This is a genomic window from Streptomyces sp. ISL-66, assembly GCF_018614135.1.
In the GTDB taxonomy this organism is placed as follows: Bacteria; Actinomycetota; Actinomycetes; order Streptomycetales; family Streptomycetaceae; genus Streptomyces.
On the sequence record NZ_JAGGOW010000143.1, the window covers coordinates 20,994 to 35,680 of the forward strand.

The 14,687-nt window shown below is 71.7% G+C and carries 11 protein-coding genes; 4 read left to right on the forward strand and 7 right to left on the reverse strand.

All coding sequences use genetic code 11. From position 1 onward, the window contains the following. Positions 1 to 355 precede the first annotated feature (355 nt). On the forward strand, positions 356 to 583 hold the full coding sequence (locus tag J7E97_RS26320; protein ID WP_251055185.1) for a hypothetical protein: 228 nt from the start codon (positions 356 to 358) through the stop codon (positions 581 to 583). A gap of 97 nt (positions 584 to 680) precedes the next feature. Here the strand turns inward: J7E97_RS26320 and J7E97_RS26325 are convergent, their stop codons facing one another. The 5 genes from J7E97_RS26325 to J7E97_RS26345 all read right to left on the reverse strand — a co-directional run bounded on the left by J7E97_RS26325 (position 681) and on the right by J7E97_RS26345 (position 9,205). Next, positions 681 to 2,120, reverse strand: coding sequence for a lamin tail domain-containing protein (locus J7E97_RS26325; protein WP_215032027.1), 1,440 nt, complete (start codon positions 2,118 to 2,120; stop codon positions 681 to 683). A gap of 190 nt (positions 2,121 to 2,310) precedes the next feature. Beyond that, the gene (locus J7E97_RS26330; protein ID WP_215032031.1) at positions 2,311 to 5,250 is read right to left on the reverse strand and encodes a non-ribosomal peptide synthetase; all 2,940 of its coding nucleotides are present in this window, start codon (positions 5,248 to 5,250) and stop codon (positions 2,311 to 2,313) included. A 273-nt stretch (positions 5,251 to 5,523) separates the two neighbouring features. Further along, positions 5,524 to 6,525: a glycosyl hydrolase gene (locus J7E97_RS26335; RefSeq protein ID WP_215032034.1), complete on the reverse strand. Its 1,002-nt coding sequence runs from the start codon at positions 6,523 to 6,525 to the stop codon at positions 5,524 to 5,526. Between the two features lie 278 nt (positions 6,526 to 6,803). Continuing rightward, positions 6,804 to 8,528: an acyl-CoA dehydrogenase family protein gene (locus J7E97_RS26340; RefSeq protein WP_215032037.1), complete on the reverse strand. Its 1,725-nt coding sequence runs from the start codon at positions 8,526 to 8,528 to the stop codon at positions 6,804 to 6,806. 92 nt (positions 8,529 to 8,620) lie between these two features. Next, complete coding sequence (locus tag J7E97_RS26345; RefSeq protein WP_215032040.1) at positions 8,621 to 9,205, reverse strand: PadR family transcriptional regulator; 585 nt, start codon at positions 9,203 to 9,205, stop codon at positions 8,621 to 8,623. A gap of 340 nt (positions 9,206 to 9,545) precedes the next feature. On the opposite strand from J7E97_RS26345, the gene J7E97_RS26350 reads away from it, so the two are divergent. After that, positions 9,546 to 10,172, forward strand: a complete 627-nt coding sequence (locus tag J7E97_RS26350) for a bifunctional 2-polyprenyl-6-hydroxyphenol methylase/3-demethylubiquinol 3-O-methyltransferase UbiG (protein ID WP_215032044.1) — start codon at positions 9,546 to 9,548, stop codon at positions 10,170 to 10,172. Positions 10,173 to 10,273: 101 nt separating this feature from the next. Here J7E97_RS26350 and J7E97_RS26355 read toward each other — a convergent pair whose 3' ends face one another. Further along, on the reverse strand, positions 10,274 to 10,666 hold the full coding sequence (locus J7E97_RS26355; RefSeq protein ID WP_251055186.1) for a YciI family protein: 393 nt from the start codon (positions 10,664 to 10,666) through the stop codon (positions 10,274 to 10,276). A 316-nt stretch (positions 10,667 to 10,982) separates the two neighbouring features. Here J7E97_RS26355 and J7E97_RS26360 point away from each other — a divergent pair, with 316 nt between their 5' ends. After that, entirely contained in the window at positions 10,983 to 12,035 is a 1,053-nt protein-coding gene (locus J7E97_RS26360) for a hypothetical protein (protein WP_215032047.1), read from the forward strand. 27 nt (positions 12,036 to 12,062) lie between these two features. Here J7E97_RS26360 and J7E97_RS26365 read toward each other — a convergent pair whose 3' ends face one another. Beyond that, positions 12,063 to 13,373 (reverse strand): MFS transporter, encoded by a 1,311-nt coding sequence (locus J7E97_RS26365; RefSeq protein ID WP_308346809.1) that lies wholly within the window; start codon positions 13,371 to 13,373, stop codon positions 12,063 to 12,065. Between the two features lie 244 nt (positions 13,374 to 13,617). On the opposite strand from J7E97_RS26365, the gene J7E97_RS26370 reads away from it, so the two are divergent. Next, complete coding sequence (locus tag J7E97_RS26370) at positions 13,618 to 14,649, forward strand: trans-acting enoyl reductase family protein (RefSeq protein ID WP_215032050.1); 1,032 nt, start codon at positions 13,618 to 13,620, stop codon at positions 14,647 to 14,649. The last annotated feature ends 38 nt before the right edge of the window (positions 14,650 to 14,687 follow it).

Here is a 14,687-nt window from a genome sequence, read left to right on the forward strand (position 1 = left end):
CCTCCCGACCGGTCCATCCGAGCCGCGCACGCCGGACAGTCCACCCGTCCGGCCCAACCGGTCACCCGCTCACCCGCTCACCCGCTCACCCGCTCACCGGCTCACCGGCTCACCGGCTACGGAGCCGTACGACCGGCATCCACGATGGACGACACCTACTCCCTGCCGGCCGTCCTGCTGGAACCGGCGTGACCCAGCTCGTCGGTCTCCTCCGGTGTCGAAACGATTCTGTCGTGGCGTTCGAGTGAACGCCCGTTCCCGGCGGTTCTGTCCGGCCGTTGAACCGGCCGACGCCCCCATCCATCGGCGCGTCGTTCCGAAGATCCTTAGGGGAATCATGCGTATTCGCTCTGCTGTGACCGCCTCCGTCCTTGCCGCCGGCATCCTGCTCGGCGGCGCCGGCGCCGCCCTGGCCAACGACGGCGTCGACATCGACTACTTCTCGGGCGGCCACAAGGCGTTCTCGTCCAGCTGCTCCTCCGCGGCCGCGGTCGCGGCGCCCTTCGGGCCGGCCTACACCTCGACCTGTGCGAAGGACGGCGAAGCGAAGTGGGTCGACGGCGCCCACCTCGGCACCAGCTGAGCACGTCCGGCGCGAGCCGGAGCCGCGGGGGCGGACGGACGGCGACGTCCGCCGCCCCCGCGGCGTTCGCGGGCCAGCAGGTCAGCAGGTCAGCAGGTCAGCAGGTGACGGTTCCCTTGCGGAGGGCGTGGCCGCTGGTGTTGCTGTCGTCGGACCAGTAGACCGGCTTGGAGCCGGCTACGCATTCGGCGGCCGGGGCGATCGCGAAGCCCTCGTTGTTGAGGTTGGACATGCCGCTCGGGCGGTTCAAGACGGCGCTGGGGGCGAAGGCTCCGGAGGCGTCGACCCGCAGGGTGCGGTGCCGGCCGGAGCAGGTGTCGTCGCAGACGGCCCACAGGCGGTTGGCCCGCGGCTCCCACTGTAGTTCCATGATCGCCGACATGCCGCTGCTGAAGGCGGCGACTCGGGTGTACGCGCCCGAATCCGCGAGAACGTAGCCGTAGATCGTGCCGGTGCCCTCCAGGCCGACGAAGAACACGCCGTTGGTGTGGGCGCCGTAGCGGGCCGGATCGTAGGCGGCCCCGGTCGAGGCGTCCTTGAAGCCGGCGCCGGTCAGGTAGCCGTCGGGTACCCAAGTGACCGCCTCGAGGCCGAGGTTGGAGCTGACGGCGGGGAGGTCCTGGGTCAGGTTCCACTCCTTGCCCGCGGTGAGGGTGGTGGCCGTGCCGCTCACGTCGTAGCGCAGGACGGACAGACGGCTCGTGCCCGAGGAGGCGGCGTTGCGCTCGCTGGCGACGTACACCCCGCCCGAGGCTCCCGCACCGGTGACGGTGACGCCCTCGCTGTCGGGGCTGCCGGAACCGGCGGGGAAGCGCAGCGACTTTCCGGCGGACCAGCCACCGGTCGTGTCAGGACGCCAGCCTCCGGAGCCGTTCTTGACGAGCCGCCAGAGCTTGCCGGAGTTCTGCGCGCCCCACATCACGGAGCCGTCCTGCTGGAGAGCGCTGAGGTCCTCGCCGAAGACGTTCGAGGCGTCGGCCGTGGACACCGAGGAGCCGCCGGGCCAGGCGACCGGGGTGGTGCTGCCCCCGCCGGGGCCGGTCCCGCAGTCGTTGGGGGCGCCGAGGGTGAGTGCGGCGGCCTTGAAGGTGCCCGTTCCGTCGGCGCAGCGCGACCAGGACGGCTCGGAGTGCTTGCTCCAGGTGAAACCGTCGACGAGCGTGCTGCCGTCCGGGAGGTACAGGCGCGCCTCGTCGGAGGAGCCGAGGCCGAAGGAGGAGCGGACGTCGAAGGCGCGGAAGGCGCCCGGGGCCAGGGTGGTGCCGGAGGAGATCTTGTACTTCGAGCTGCTGCTGTCGTCCTTGAGTATCCAGCCCGAGAGGTCGACGGGGGTCGTGCCCTTGTTGTAGAGCTCGATCGAGTCGTCGGCGTCGCCGGTGGTCACCACCTCGTTGATGCGGATGCCGTCGGCCGGGGCGGCGTGGGCGGGGCCGGCCGTCAGGGCGGCGAGCACGGCCAGCGCCGGGACGGCGCCGAGGCGCAGGGCGGGGGTGCGGGCGGAGCGCGGGTTCGGGTGCGAGGTGCGGGAGGCGGTCATCGTGTACTTCCCGGGGTTCGTCGTGTCGGGGGCCGCCTGAGGGTAGCCGCCCGGTCCGACCGCGCGCCCCGCCAGGAGATGGGGAGTTCGTGAACGGCTTCGGAACGCGGCGCGTGCCCCGCGCGGTGCCCGCGGTCCGGGCGGAGACCCCGCACACCGCGGTCCACGGACGGAGGCGTAACCCGTGCTCCTACGAGTCCTTCGAGTCCTTGCGGGTGCGCGCCGAGTCGGCTCCGGACATCGCCCGGTCGAGCTCGGCCCGCAGCAGCGACTGGAAGACGGGCACGTGCTTGGGTCCCATGAGGGTGTGGTGCTCGCCGGGCACGTCGATGTACCGGGGAGCCTCGCGCGTGAAGTCCGCCCAGCGCTTGAGCTCGTTGTCCAGCCAGTCCTGCTTGTTGCCGCGGAGCGGGGCGGCGTAGAAGACGCTCATCCGGTCGACGCTGCCGGCGGGCCGGTAGGTACGGCCGAGGCCGGTGAGGCCGTCGGCGAGGTCCGCCCACGCGGTGAACCGCTCCAGGTCCAGGTCCAGTTCGGCGAGGCGCTCCGGGGACGCGATCTCGATCAGGCGGCCGAGCCGCTCGCGGCGGCCGAGCGGGCGCAGTTCGGCGGGCAGTGTCCGGGCCCGCTCCTCGGAGACCAGGCCCAGGAACATCGCGAGGTTGACCGCGGTCTCGACGAAGTCGAGCTCGTCCATGCGGCCCTTGATGTGCGGGGCCAGGTTGAAGCTGCCCAGGAAATCGACGCTCTCGCCCTGCTCTTCGAGGTGCTTGGCCACTTCGAAGGCCACCGCCGCACCGAAGGAGTATCCCGCGATCGCGTAGGGCCCGTGCGGCTGTTTGGCGCGGATCGCCTCCGCGTAGGTGCGCGTCATTTCCGCGAAGCTCGTGAAGGACTTCTCCCCCGGATCGAACCCGCGCGCCCGCAGGGCGTAGAAGGGCCGCTCGTGGACGAAGTACTTGGCCAGGTTCACGAAGACGAGCACCTCGCCGACCCCGGAGTGGACGCAGAAGAGCGGGGTCTTGTCCCCGCCGGCCTGCAGTGCGACGAGCGGATCGTACGCGGGCCCTCCGTCCCGGTCCGAGCGGGCCTCCTCGATCCGCACGGCCAGTTCGCGGATGCCGGGCGAGGTGAGGATCGCGGGCACGGAGAGCTCCGTGCCGGGGAAGCGCAGGGAGATCAGGTGCTTGAGGCGCAGGACGTCCAACGAGGTCCCGCCGAGGTCGAAGAAGCCTGCCGTGGCGCTGATCGTGGACGGTTCGGCCCGCAAGAGGTCGCCGTAGAGCTCCGCGAGGGTCTCCTCGACCACGCCGGTCGGGGTCGTCTGACCGCCGGGTCGGCGGGTGACCAGATCCCGCACCGATGCCACCTGCGCGGAGTAGTCGCCGGATTCCAGCCGCCGCCGCACGAGCGAGCGCCGGATCTCGCCCGGCCCCGTCTTCGGGAAGGCGTCCTCGGGGAGCGGCAGCACCAGCGCCGGGCGCAGCCCCCAGTGCAGTACGGCACTGTTGGCGACCTCGGTGAGCAGGCGGCGGAGCGCCTCCTCGTCGGCGGCCACCTCGGGGCCGGCGGCGAAGACGATGGCGAGCTGCTCGGTGTCGCTGCCCGGGGGGCGCGTCGGGAACACGGTGACGAAGGACTTCCGCACGCCCACGAGACCTTCGAGTACGGCTTCGAGGTCGTGGCTGTGGTGGTTGACGCCGTTGACGACGATGCTGTCCTTGATCCGTCCCACGAGCGTCAGCCGCCCGTCGGCGAGCCGGCCGAGGTCACCGGTCCGGAACCATCCGTCCGCCGTGAACGCGCCCCGGGTCGCCTCCTCGTCGTTCCAGTAGCCATCGGTGATCATCGGGCCGGCGAGCTGGACCTCGCCGACCTCACCGGCGGCGAGAGGAGTGCCTCCGCCCTCTTCCGTGACCACCCTGATCCGGAGCCCGTCGACGGGCTGCCCGACCGCCGCGAACTCGGCTCCGAGGTCGGCGTCGGGGAACGCCCGGTTGTAGATGCTGCCGGCGCAGGTCTCGATCATCCCGAAAGCGGGCCAGAGGGCTCCGCGGTGCAGGCCGTACGGGGCCAGCCGGTCCAGGAATCCGGTGCCCGTGGCGACGGGATTCGCCTCACCGCCCGAGACGATGTGCCGCAGGCAGGAGAGGTCCAGGGACAGGGACGGGGACCGGGGCGGGACCGGATCCGGGTGCGGGCCCGGTCTCAGGGCCGGGTCCGGGTCCGGACCCGAAGTGGGCGGCAGCTGGTCGAGGGCCTTGTTGATCAGGCCGAGCAGGAAGTTGGGCGTGACGGTCATCGTCACCCGGTGGGCGTCGATCAGCTCGAGGAAGTGCAGCGGGTCGGCCAGTACGCAATCCGGTGTCACCTGGAGCTGCACGGCTCCCACGGACACCGGGAGCAGGTGTGCTTCGAGGAGCGCGGCGACGTGGTCGTAGGAGATCCAGTTGAGCGTCACGTCGGCCGAGGTGAGCCCTTGTACCTCGGCTTTCGCCGTCAGGGAGGCCAGCAGGTTGCCGTGGGTGAGCCGGACCGCTTTGGAGGCGCCGGTGGACCCGGAGGTCAGCAGCAGCAGGGCGACGTCGTCCGGACCGGCGCCGCTTCCCGCGATCGTGCGCGGGTCCGTACCGGCCGAGGACGCGGCCAGGTCCTCGATCGTGGCCACGGCCAGGCCGTGGACGGCGGGCAGCTCCGCGTGCGTCCGGCGGTCGGTGACCACGAGCGGTCCGTCGAGCAGGGCGTTGACGTGGCCGAGCCGCGCCGCCCAACGCTCGGGGTCGTCGCGGGAGGGGGTCAGTGGGCACACGGTGATCCCGCCGAGCAGGCACGCCCAGAGGGCCGGGACGAACTCCTCGGGCCGTTCGAGCAGCAACACCACGACGTGCTCCCGGCGGACACCCGCCTGCCGCAGTGAGTGCAGAAGGCGCAGCGATGCGTCGAGGAGCTGCGGATAGGTCTGGAGCGTGTGCGCGAGGGGCCGCTCGGCCGGGCGGTAGCGCACCCCGTGCGCCGGGAACTCGGCCGCGGCCCTCACCAGTAGTCCGCCCACGTCGGCACGTGCCGCGTGCTGGACCGCGACGCTTCGACCGGCGGCTGGTGCCCAGGAGGTCTCCTGGCTCGTCGGCATGACGCTCCTCTCTCGGTTCTCAGTGGTTGCTCCGGGCCGGCAGGACTCGGCCCGACGCGCGTCGTGCGTGGAGGGTTTCGGGGGCCGGCCGATCCACGGGCGGCGGCCGCCCCGTCGGCGGGCACTCCGTCCCCGTGGGCAGCCGTCAGGAGCGGGGCTCGCGTCCGTCTTGGAGATCATCGACCGGGGAAACAACATAGTGATTATTACGTTTTTTGTCGAGAACACTGCGGACCGGCCCCGCAACCACGCGGGGCCGGTCCGCCGGCGGCGTCAGGGCCGGCCGCGGCCCTTTTTGGAGAGGAACTCCCGGAACACCCGTCCGGAGCGGGGGTTCTGGCCGCACTGCCACACGCCGTGCGGGCAGTAGTCGGTGATGCTGTGGTAGAGCGGCTTGTGCTTGGCGATCCATGCCAGCATGCGGCGCACGTACTCGGGGTTGTCGCCGTTGCGGAACAGCCCCCACTCGGGGTACGAGATCCGCTTGCCGTGCGCCTTCGCGAAGTCGACCTGCTGCTGGAGCCCGTACGGCTGGGTGACCTGCTCGGCGAATGTGTGGCCGGGCGGCTGGTCGTAGGAGTCCATGCCGATGATGTCGACCACGTCGTCGCCGGGGTAGCACCTGGTCCAGGCGATCGCGTCACCGCCGCGGTTGGGGGCGAAGTCGAACCGGAACCGCTGTCCCTCCACCGAGCGCATGGCAGCCACGATGCGCTGCCAGTACCTCTTCCAGCTCTCGGGGTCGGGCCGGCAGCGGTGGGTGTAGTTGAAGCCGTTCATCTCCCAGCCGAGCACGATCACCGTGTCCGGCACGCCCAGTGCGACCAGACGCTTGGCCAGACGCTCGAAGTGGTGGTCGTACTCGCCTTCCGCGCCGGAGCGCAGGAGCTCGGCGACCTGGTCGTCGGGAGCGCCGGTCTCGTTGCCCTCCAGCATGGGCACGTTCAGGACGAACAGCCGGTTGGCTTTCGCCTTGCGCCACCGTGCCCAGCTGCGCAGGGAATCGGGTGCCCCCTCGATGTTCGCCCAGGTGTCGCCGGGCAGGTAGGTGTGGCCGGCGCGCAGCTCGGCACCCCCGAGCCAGCGCGAGAGCCCTTGCATCCTCTCGACGCCGGGCGAGCCGTAGTGGAGGTAGGCGCCCACTGCGATGCCGGTCCCGGCTTTGCCGCCGGGAGCCGGTCGCTGCGGTGTGACGAAGGTACCTGCGGTGGCGAGCAGAGCGGCAGCCAGGGTGCTTATGCAGGCGCCGGCCAGCCAGCGGACTCGATGGGACATGACGTCTCCATAAGCTGCGCGAACGAACCGATGTGTCTGAAGCGACGATAGGCATCTCATCCGACTCGCGGCCTGTCCGGTGCCCCGCCGCTGAGCCATTCGCGGCAGTCGGCCGCCTCCGCTTGGACCCACCGGATGAGAGACGGCGGCCCCGCGGCAGGGCGGCGGCGAGCGGCGTCCGCGGCGCACCGCCCGCCCCGCACCGCCGCCGCACGGCGAGCGGCCGGCACGCGATGCGTGCCGGCAGCGGCCTGTCCTGCTCTCCGCCCCGCGAGTGCTTAGGGCGCCATCTCGTAGGCCCCGGCCAGAGCCTCCACCCGCGCCCAGACGCGGCCCGCGCGGTCGGTGTCGACGACCGGACGGCGGACGGCGCCGAGGGCCCATTCCTGCTGGACGGCGGTGGCGGACTCCTTGCCGTGGAGCTCGACCGCGTGCGCGGAGAAGTCGCGCACGAGGGCGCCGAAGAGCTCGTCGAGCACGTCCTCGTCCAGGCCGGACAGGCGCGCCTGCTCCAGGATCAGCTGGCCGTGCACGACGAGCGCGAACAGCTGGCCCACGGCCAGGAGGAGGTCGAGGTCGCGGCTCTGCGCCTCGTCCGGAGCGGCCGTGGTGACGAACTCGCACAGGGCGTCCGCCTGCTCGCGGAAGCGGGCGACGTTCGGCACGGCGGCGTACGCGTCGTAGGCGGGGCGCCAGTCGTGGAAGCGTACGGAGCCCAGACCGCGGGCGGGGCCCTGGCGGAAGAGGAAGGCGTCGTCGGCCGCGTCGAGGCGGGTCGGGACGGGCGCGTACTCGGCCGGTTCCAGCAGGTGGTTGCGCATGAACTTGAGGATCAGGGCGAGATTGACGTGGACCGTGCCCTCCAGCTTCGGCAGCCCGCGGATCTCGACGGCCGCCTGCGCGAAGTAGGTGTCCTTCTCGAAGCCCTTGGCCGCGATGACGTCCCACATGAGGTCGATGACCTTCTCGCCCTCGGTGGTCACCTTCATCTTGGTCATCGGGTTGAACAGCAGGTAACGGCGGTCGTCGGGGCCGGCGGAGCGGAAGTAGTCGACGGCGCGGTCGCTGAACAGCTTCATGCCGACGAGGCGGACGTACGCGTCGGTCAGCTCGCGGCGCACGTGCGGGAAGGCCGTGACGGGCCGGCCGTAGAGGATGCGGCCCTGCGCGTGGGTGACGGCCTCGTACATCGCGTGCTCGCAGATGCCGATCGACGCGGTGCAGAGGTTGAACTTGCCGACGTTCACGGTGTTGAGGGCGGCGTCGAAGGCGGCGCGGCCGGTGTGCAGGACGTCGGAGGCGGTGACCGGGTAGTCCGTCAGGCGGAACTCGCTGACGTACTTGGACGAGTCGACGACGTTCTTCACCAGCCCGTAGGCGGGGTGGCGGCTGTCGGCCGCGAAGAACACGTAGCCGTCGGGGCCCTCGACGTCGGTGCGGCGGCCGAAGACGGAGACGAGTCCGGCGGCGTTCCCGTTTCCGATGTAGTACTTGGATCCGGTGGCCCGGAAGCCGCCCTCACCGTCGGGCTCGAGGAGCATGTCGGTCGAGTAGATGTCCGCACCGTGGGTCTTCTCGGACAGCCCGAACGCGAACACCTCCCCCTCGGCCAGGAGTTCGGCGGAGCGCGCACGGGCGGCGGCGTTGTCGCTCTGCCAGACGGGACCGAGGCCGAGGACGGTGACCTGCCAGGCGTACCAGTAGTCCAGGCCGTAGAAGCCGAAGATCTCGTTCAGGGCGGCGATCCGCGCGGTGTCCCAGCGCTTGTCCGGCTCGTCCTGGCCGGCGGCCGGGGCGGGGGTCAGGAAGGTGGCGAAGAGCCCTTCCTTCGCGGAGAACGCGAGGAAGTCCCCGAGCCAGGCCCGGGAGCGGTAGTCCTCCAGCAGCTTGCGCTTGCCCCGGTCCTCGAACCAGTCGACGGTGGCGCGCAGCAGCCTGCGGGTCTCGGGGTCGAAGTGCGCGGGGTCGTAGGTGCGCGGGTTGAACAGCAGGGGGTCGCTCATGGACGTTCGCCTTCCGGTCGGGTGATGAGGGGTGGGGTGAGGGGTGAAGGGGGAGGTGCGGAGGTTCGGGGGGAGGAAGCGGCGCCGGGGGGTCAGGGCGCCACCAGGCGGTGGAGCGTGGCGAGTACGTCCTCCAGCCAGGCGAGCTGCATCCGCTCGTAGGCGATGCCACCGCGGAGCACGACGTGCTGGAGTGCGCGCCCGGCGTCGTCCGCCGCGGGCGCGCCCACGGCAGGCGCGTCCGCCGCAGGCGCGTCCACGGCGGGGAAGTCGCGCAGTTCGCCCGCGAGATAGTGCGTGAGCCGGTCCGCGTGCGCCCGGTGGTGCCGCTCGACCTCGAGGATGAGCGCGGCCGGGTCGTCGAAGGCCGCCCCGCGGATCTTCACGGCGAGCTCGTGGCGGACGCTGTCGGGCTGGATCGGCTCGTGGAGCCACGCGCGGAGCGCGTCCCGGCCGGCCGGGACGACGGAGTACTCCTTCTTGTCCGGCCTCGCTCGCTGCGCCACTTCGAGGACGTCGACCCAGCCGTCGCCCTCCATCCGCTTGAGCACGCGGTAGATCTGCTGGTGGGTGGCGGTCCAGAAGTAGCCGATGGACCGGTCGAACCGCCGGGCCAGTTCATAGCCGGAGCCCGGCTTCTCCAGGAGAGAGACGAGGATCGCGTGCTCAAGTGCCATGGCCCCGATCTTTCTATGCAACTCGTTGCATAGACAAGCGCCGCCGTGCGGTTGAGACGCGGCTCACGCTGTGCGGCGTCCTCCCCGGGAGCCGCTCGGCCCGGTCGGGGCTCCCGCGCGCGGCCGGTTCGCCTCGGGGCCGGCCTCCCCCATCGGCCGGGTCGGCCCATGGCCGGACCGAAGGACATCCGGCCGAAATGCCCGGTTGGAGGGCGCTTTCCCGCTCGCCCCCTTCCCCGTACTGCTGTTCCCTTGGTTGACTGCCTGTCGGCGGATGGTCCGGCCATCCGGCCTGCAAGAAGGGGCCACCCTTCCGCAACGCGTTCAGGACGGCGAGCCGATGTCTGATTCCCCCGTAAGGTCCGGTGACTCCACCCCCAGCACTGCCGGCTCCGACTACACCCGGCGGCTCGCCCGTCTCGAGCAGTCGGGGATCAAGCGGCTGCTGCCGACCCAGGCGCCGTACCGGTGGAACCTGCGGCGGCTGCGGCTGGGCCGGGTCCTGGACATCGGCTGCGGCCTGGGGCGCAACCTGCTGAACTGCGGCCCCGAAAGCGTCGGCGTCGACCACAACCCCCACTCGGTGCGGACCTGCCGCGAACGCGGCCTGACGGCCTACACCACGGAGGAGCTGGCCGCCGCCCCGGACTGCGGGCCGGGGTCCTTCGACAGCCTGCTCGCCTCGCACGTGCTGGAACACGTGGACGAGGACACGGCCGCGTCGATCCTGGAGCAGTACCTCCCGCTGGTGAAGCCCGGCGGGACCATCGTCCTGATCACCCCCCAAGAGCTCGGTTTCCGCAGCGACGCGACGCACATACGGTGGGTCGGCTTCGACGAGCTGCGCGGTCACGCCGACCGAGCCGGGGTCGCGGTGCGGCGCACCTACTCCTTCCCCTTCCCCCGCCCGATGGGCAAGGTCTTCCCGTACAACGAGTTCGTGCTGGTGGGCACCGTTCCCGCGTAGGGGTCAGGACGCCGGACACGGCCGCGGCCAGGACGCCCTCAGGGGCCGGGCGGGCCCGTGTCCGGCGCCGCCGCCTGGGACGCGGGCCGGCCGGCTCCGGCTCAGGCCTGGGTCGGGTCCTCGGGGATCGGGTGCACCTCGACCGGGTCGCTGCCGGGCCGCCCGCCCGGACCGGGGCACGCGGACGCCCGGGCGGCGATCTCCAGGGCCCGGTCCTCGCTCTTGACGTCGACCACCCAGTACCCGGCCAGGATGTGGCCCGCCTGGGCCGGCCCGTCGGTCACCTGGGGCCGCCCGTCGCTTCCGGCCCGCACCGTCTTGACCAGTGAGGGGCCGCCGAGGCCTTGCCCGTCCACCCATTCTCCGGCGGCGGTGAGGTCGTCGTTGAGGGCGCCCATGTGGGCGAACATGGCCTGCATGTCTTCCTTGGAGTACGACGACATGATGGCGTCCCACTCGGCGGCAGGCACGTTCATCTGGATCATGTACTTCATGTTCCTCACCCTTCCGGGGCAGCTGTCGGGCTTCTCGGGCTTTCACAGGGGTAGACGCCCGGGCCCAGCGAAACTCATCGGCGCTCCCGGCACGAATCCCCGGATGGCCGTCCCGCTCGGCGAGTCGAATCCACACGTGGTCCTACCCGGGGGCCGGCTCGCAGGCGTCGGTGCCGCATCCCGCGCTCGGCTGCGGCCCCGGCTCGGCGCGATCTCCGTACGGAGCGCCGGTGCGGGAACGTGCTTAGGCTGGAAGAGGACCGCACGGCGAGCAGCGGACCCGCCGTCCCGGCGAGCGCCCAGATGAGGTGACGGCATGGCCATGGCCATGAAGAAGCGCGAAGCGCATGTGCGCCCGGGCAATCGCGTCACTGGGATTGCCGCTGTTCTCGCCGTCGCAGCCGCCTCGTGCCTGCTGTCCGCTCATACGGGTTCCGGCGCGAGGACGCCGTCCACGACGGGCGTTCCGGCCGTGCGCGCCGTCGGCGCGCGGGACGCGTCCTGTCAGACCTCGCTGCCGGAGAGTTTCTGGCGCGCACCGGTGGACACGCTTCCCGTGCACCCGCGCTCCGCGCGGTACGTCGCCTCGATCGGCTCCACCGAGCCCTTGCACCCGGACTTCGGGGCGGGGCTCGTCGAGGGACGGCCCTTCGGCATTCCCATCAACGTCTCGGACGGGACCGTGCCGGAATCGAAGGTTTCCCTGGACTACGCCGAGGAAAGCGATACGTCCGGGTACCGCATCCCGCAGGATGCCAAGATCGAGAACGGTCCGGCGAGCGACGGGGACCGGCACGTCATCGTCTGGGACCGCGACCTGTGCAAGTCCTACGAGCTGTGGGACGCGAAACCGCTGGGCGGCAACGCCTGGCACGCCGGCTCGGGCGCCGTCTTCGATCTGCGGAGCAACGCCCTGCGGCCCGACGGGTGGACGTCCGCCGACGCGGCCGGCCTTGCCATCCTCCCCGGTCTGGTGCGGTACGAAGAGGCGGCAGCCGGGCAGATCGATCACGCGATCCGCATCACCGTGCCCCGCTCGGACCAGAGCTACGTCTGGCCCGCGAGGCACCAGGCGGGCTCCGCGGCGGACGCGTCGCTTCCTCCCATGGGGCTGCGGCTGCGACTCAAGGGCTCGGTGGACACCTCGAACTTGGCCCCGCAGGCCAAGGCCGTGGCCGAGGCGCTCAAGAAGTACGGCGCCATCGTCGCGGACAACGGCTCTGCCTGGTACATCACCGGGGAGGAGAACTCCGGCTGGGACAACGCCCAGCTCGACGCACTCAAGGGCTTCAAGGGATCCGACTTCGAGGCGGTCGACGCGTCCGGACTCCAGCAGTCGCCGGACTCGGGAGCCGTTGCGCCGAGGTGACGTCGGGTCGGGTCTCCTCGACGCCCCCTACGCACTGTTCGCCGAGTACTGGGTGGGGGCGGGCGGGGCGATCATGGTGTCCAACCGACGGACCGCGGTGCGGCGTTGGACGGTCGAGAGGGCCGCGATCGCCGCGCCGAGGGTGAGCCAGCCCACCGGGCCGGCCGTCATCACCAGGCCGGTCAGGAGCAGCGGGCCGGCGGACTTCTGGATGGATTGGGCCATGCCCGCCACGCCCAGGTAGGACGCCCTGGCCTCCACCGGGGCGAGCGAGAGCGCGAGCTCCCAGGAACTCACCGAACGCATCAGCTCCGCCGCGGTGGCCAGTACCGCCGCGGCGAGGAGCACGAACGACGCGGCCCAGGCTCCGGCCCCGGCGGTGACGGCCAGGAGGGTGCAGCACGCCAGCATCGTCAGCCCGTACAGGACGACCGCGGCCGCGGCCTGGCGGGGCTCCTCGACCCTCGCCGACACGCGCAGCTGGAGTACGACGACGAGCACGGTGTTGATCACGAGGAAGGCCGGGACCAAGGCGTGCGGTGCGCCGGTGTGGTCCACCAGCCAGAGCGGCAGGCCGACGCCCAGGATCGAGTCGTCCAGGTTCATCGGTATGTCGAGCAGCACGAAACGCAGATAGCCGCGGTCCCGCCAAGGGCTCGGTGCGCCCGGTGGGCCCGCCGGAGCCGCCGCGTCGCCGGTGCGCGCGGCCACGAGCCCCTGGCCGCGCGGCTCCCGGGTGCGCCAGACGAGGGCGGCGGCCGCGAGGAAGGACAGGGCGTTGGCCAGGATCAGGGCGTGGTAGGCCTCGCGGGCCCCCACGGCGAGACCGATCGCGGCGATGCCCGCGCCGAGGGCGTAGCCGGCGTTCGCCGTACTGCGCGACAGCGCCTGGTAGGTGGTTCGCCGCTCACCCGCCACGCGCGTGGCGAAGAGCATCTCCAGGGTCTTGGCCGCCCGGTCTCCCAGGTACGTGACGGCGACCAGGGGCAGGAGCACGTCGAACCGGGTGACCACGAGCAGTGAGCCGAGGGTGCCGAGGCGCAGGAGGTGACAACCGATCAGCAGGGACCGCACCGGGAAACGGCCTGCCAGGTGGCCCGCCAGCGGCGATCCGGCGATGCCCGCCACGGCGGCCGCGCCGAGCAGGAGACCGAGCCGACCGGCGTCCAGGCCGATGACGAAGAGGAAGAACAGGACGGAGGAGGCGGCCCACACGCCCGTGCCGGTGCGGTCGAGGAACTGGGCGAGCAGCATGATGCGGGCGTCCCGGCCTCCCGGCGGACGGCGCAACTGCGCCACCAGGCCGGGCCGGACCGGCCGCACCTTCCGCGTCCCCACACCGCGCCGCCACATCCCAGGCCTCCGAGTCCCCCGCCGAAGGTATCTCGATATCGAGATACCTGGCGGTAGACTGCCCGAGATCAATCTTGACGTCAAGATACTTTCGGGCACCGGCCACGGGTCAGCATGCGGGACCCGGCGTGGCCGAAACTGCACGGATGCTGTCGTTCCAGACCCTCACGGTCGAACGCCTCGCGCGGCGAGACTCGGATCATCAGGACATCGAGGACGGGGAAAGACGATGAGCACGACGGCTGCAGTGGTGGTTTATGGGGCGACAGGGCACACCGGTCGCTTCATCGTCGCCGAACTCCGGAGGCGGGGTATCTCCAGCGTCATCTCGGGCCGCAACGCCGCCCAGTTGGAGCTGTTGGCGGCCGAGTGGCCGGGCGTGAGCGTGCGGCCGGCCTCCGTGGACGACACGGACTCGCTGGACCGGGCCCTCGCGGGCGCTGCGGCCGTCATCAACGCCGCCGGTCCCTTCGCGGTGACGGGAGGCCCCGTCGTCGAGGCGGCCCTGCGCGCGGGGATCCCGTACCTCGACGTCGCGGCGGAACTCGAGGCGAACACGGCGACGTTCACCGATCACGCGGAAGCGGCCCGGAAGGCGGGCACCCCGGTGGTGCCCGCGATGGCCTTCTACGGCGGACTGGGTGACCTGTTGGCGACCGCGGCGATGGGAGAGTGGACCTCCGCGGACGAGGTGCACGTCGCGTACGGGTTGAGCAGCTGGCACCCCACGCCGGGCACGCGGACGGCCGGTGAGGTGTCCCACGAGCGTCGCGCGGGCCGGCGGGTGCGGTACACGGGCGGTGCGCTCCAGTACCACGACGACAAGGTGCGGGAGCAGGACTGGCTCTTCCCGGAGCCGCTGGGCCGGCGGCCGGTGATCGCGGAGTTCACCATGGCCGACGTCGTCACCGTTCCCAGCCACCTGGACGTGCCCGAGGTCCGGACCTACATGGCCGTCGAAGCCGCGCGGGACCTGGCCGGGCAGGACACGCCGACGCCGGAGGCGGTGGACGCTCTGGGCCGGTCGGAGCAGACCTTCGTCGTCGACGTGCTGGTCCGCTCGGGTGGCGTCGAACGGCGCGCCACGGCCCGTGGCCAGGACATCTACGCGATCACCGCGCCGCTGGTCGTGGAGGCCGTCGAGCGGATCCTGGCGGGCCGGACGCGGACCACGGGCGTGGCCTCGGCGGGCGCGATGTTCGACGCCGCGGACTTCCTGCGGGCGCTCTCCCCCGACCTGTCGGTCGAGTTCCCGGGCTGACCCCCGCACGCAAGCGACGCCCGCCCAGGAGTAGCTCC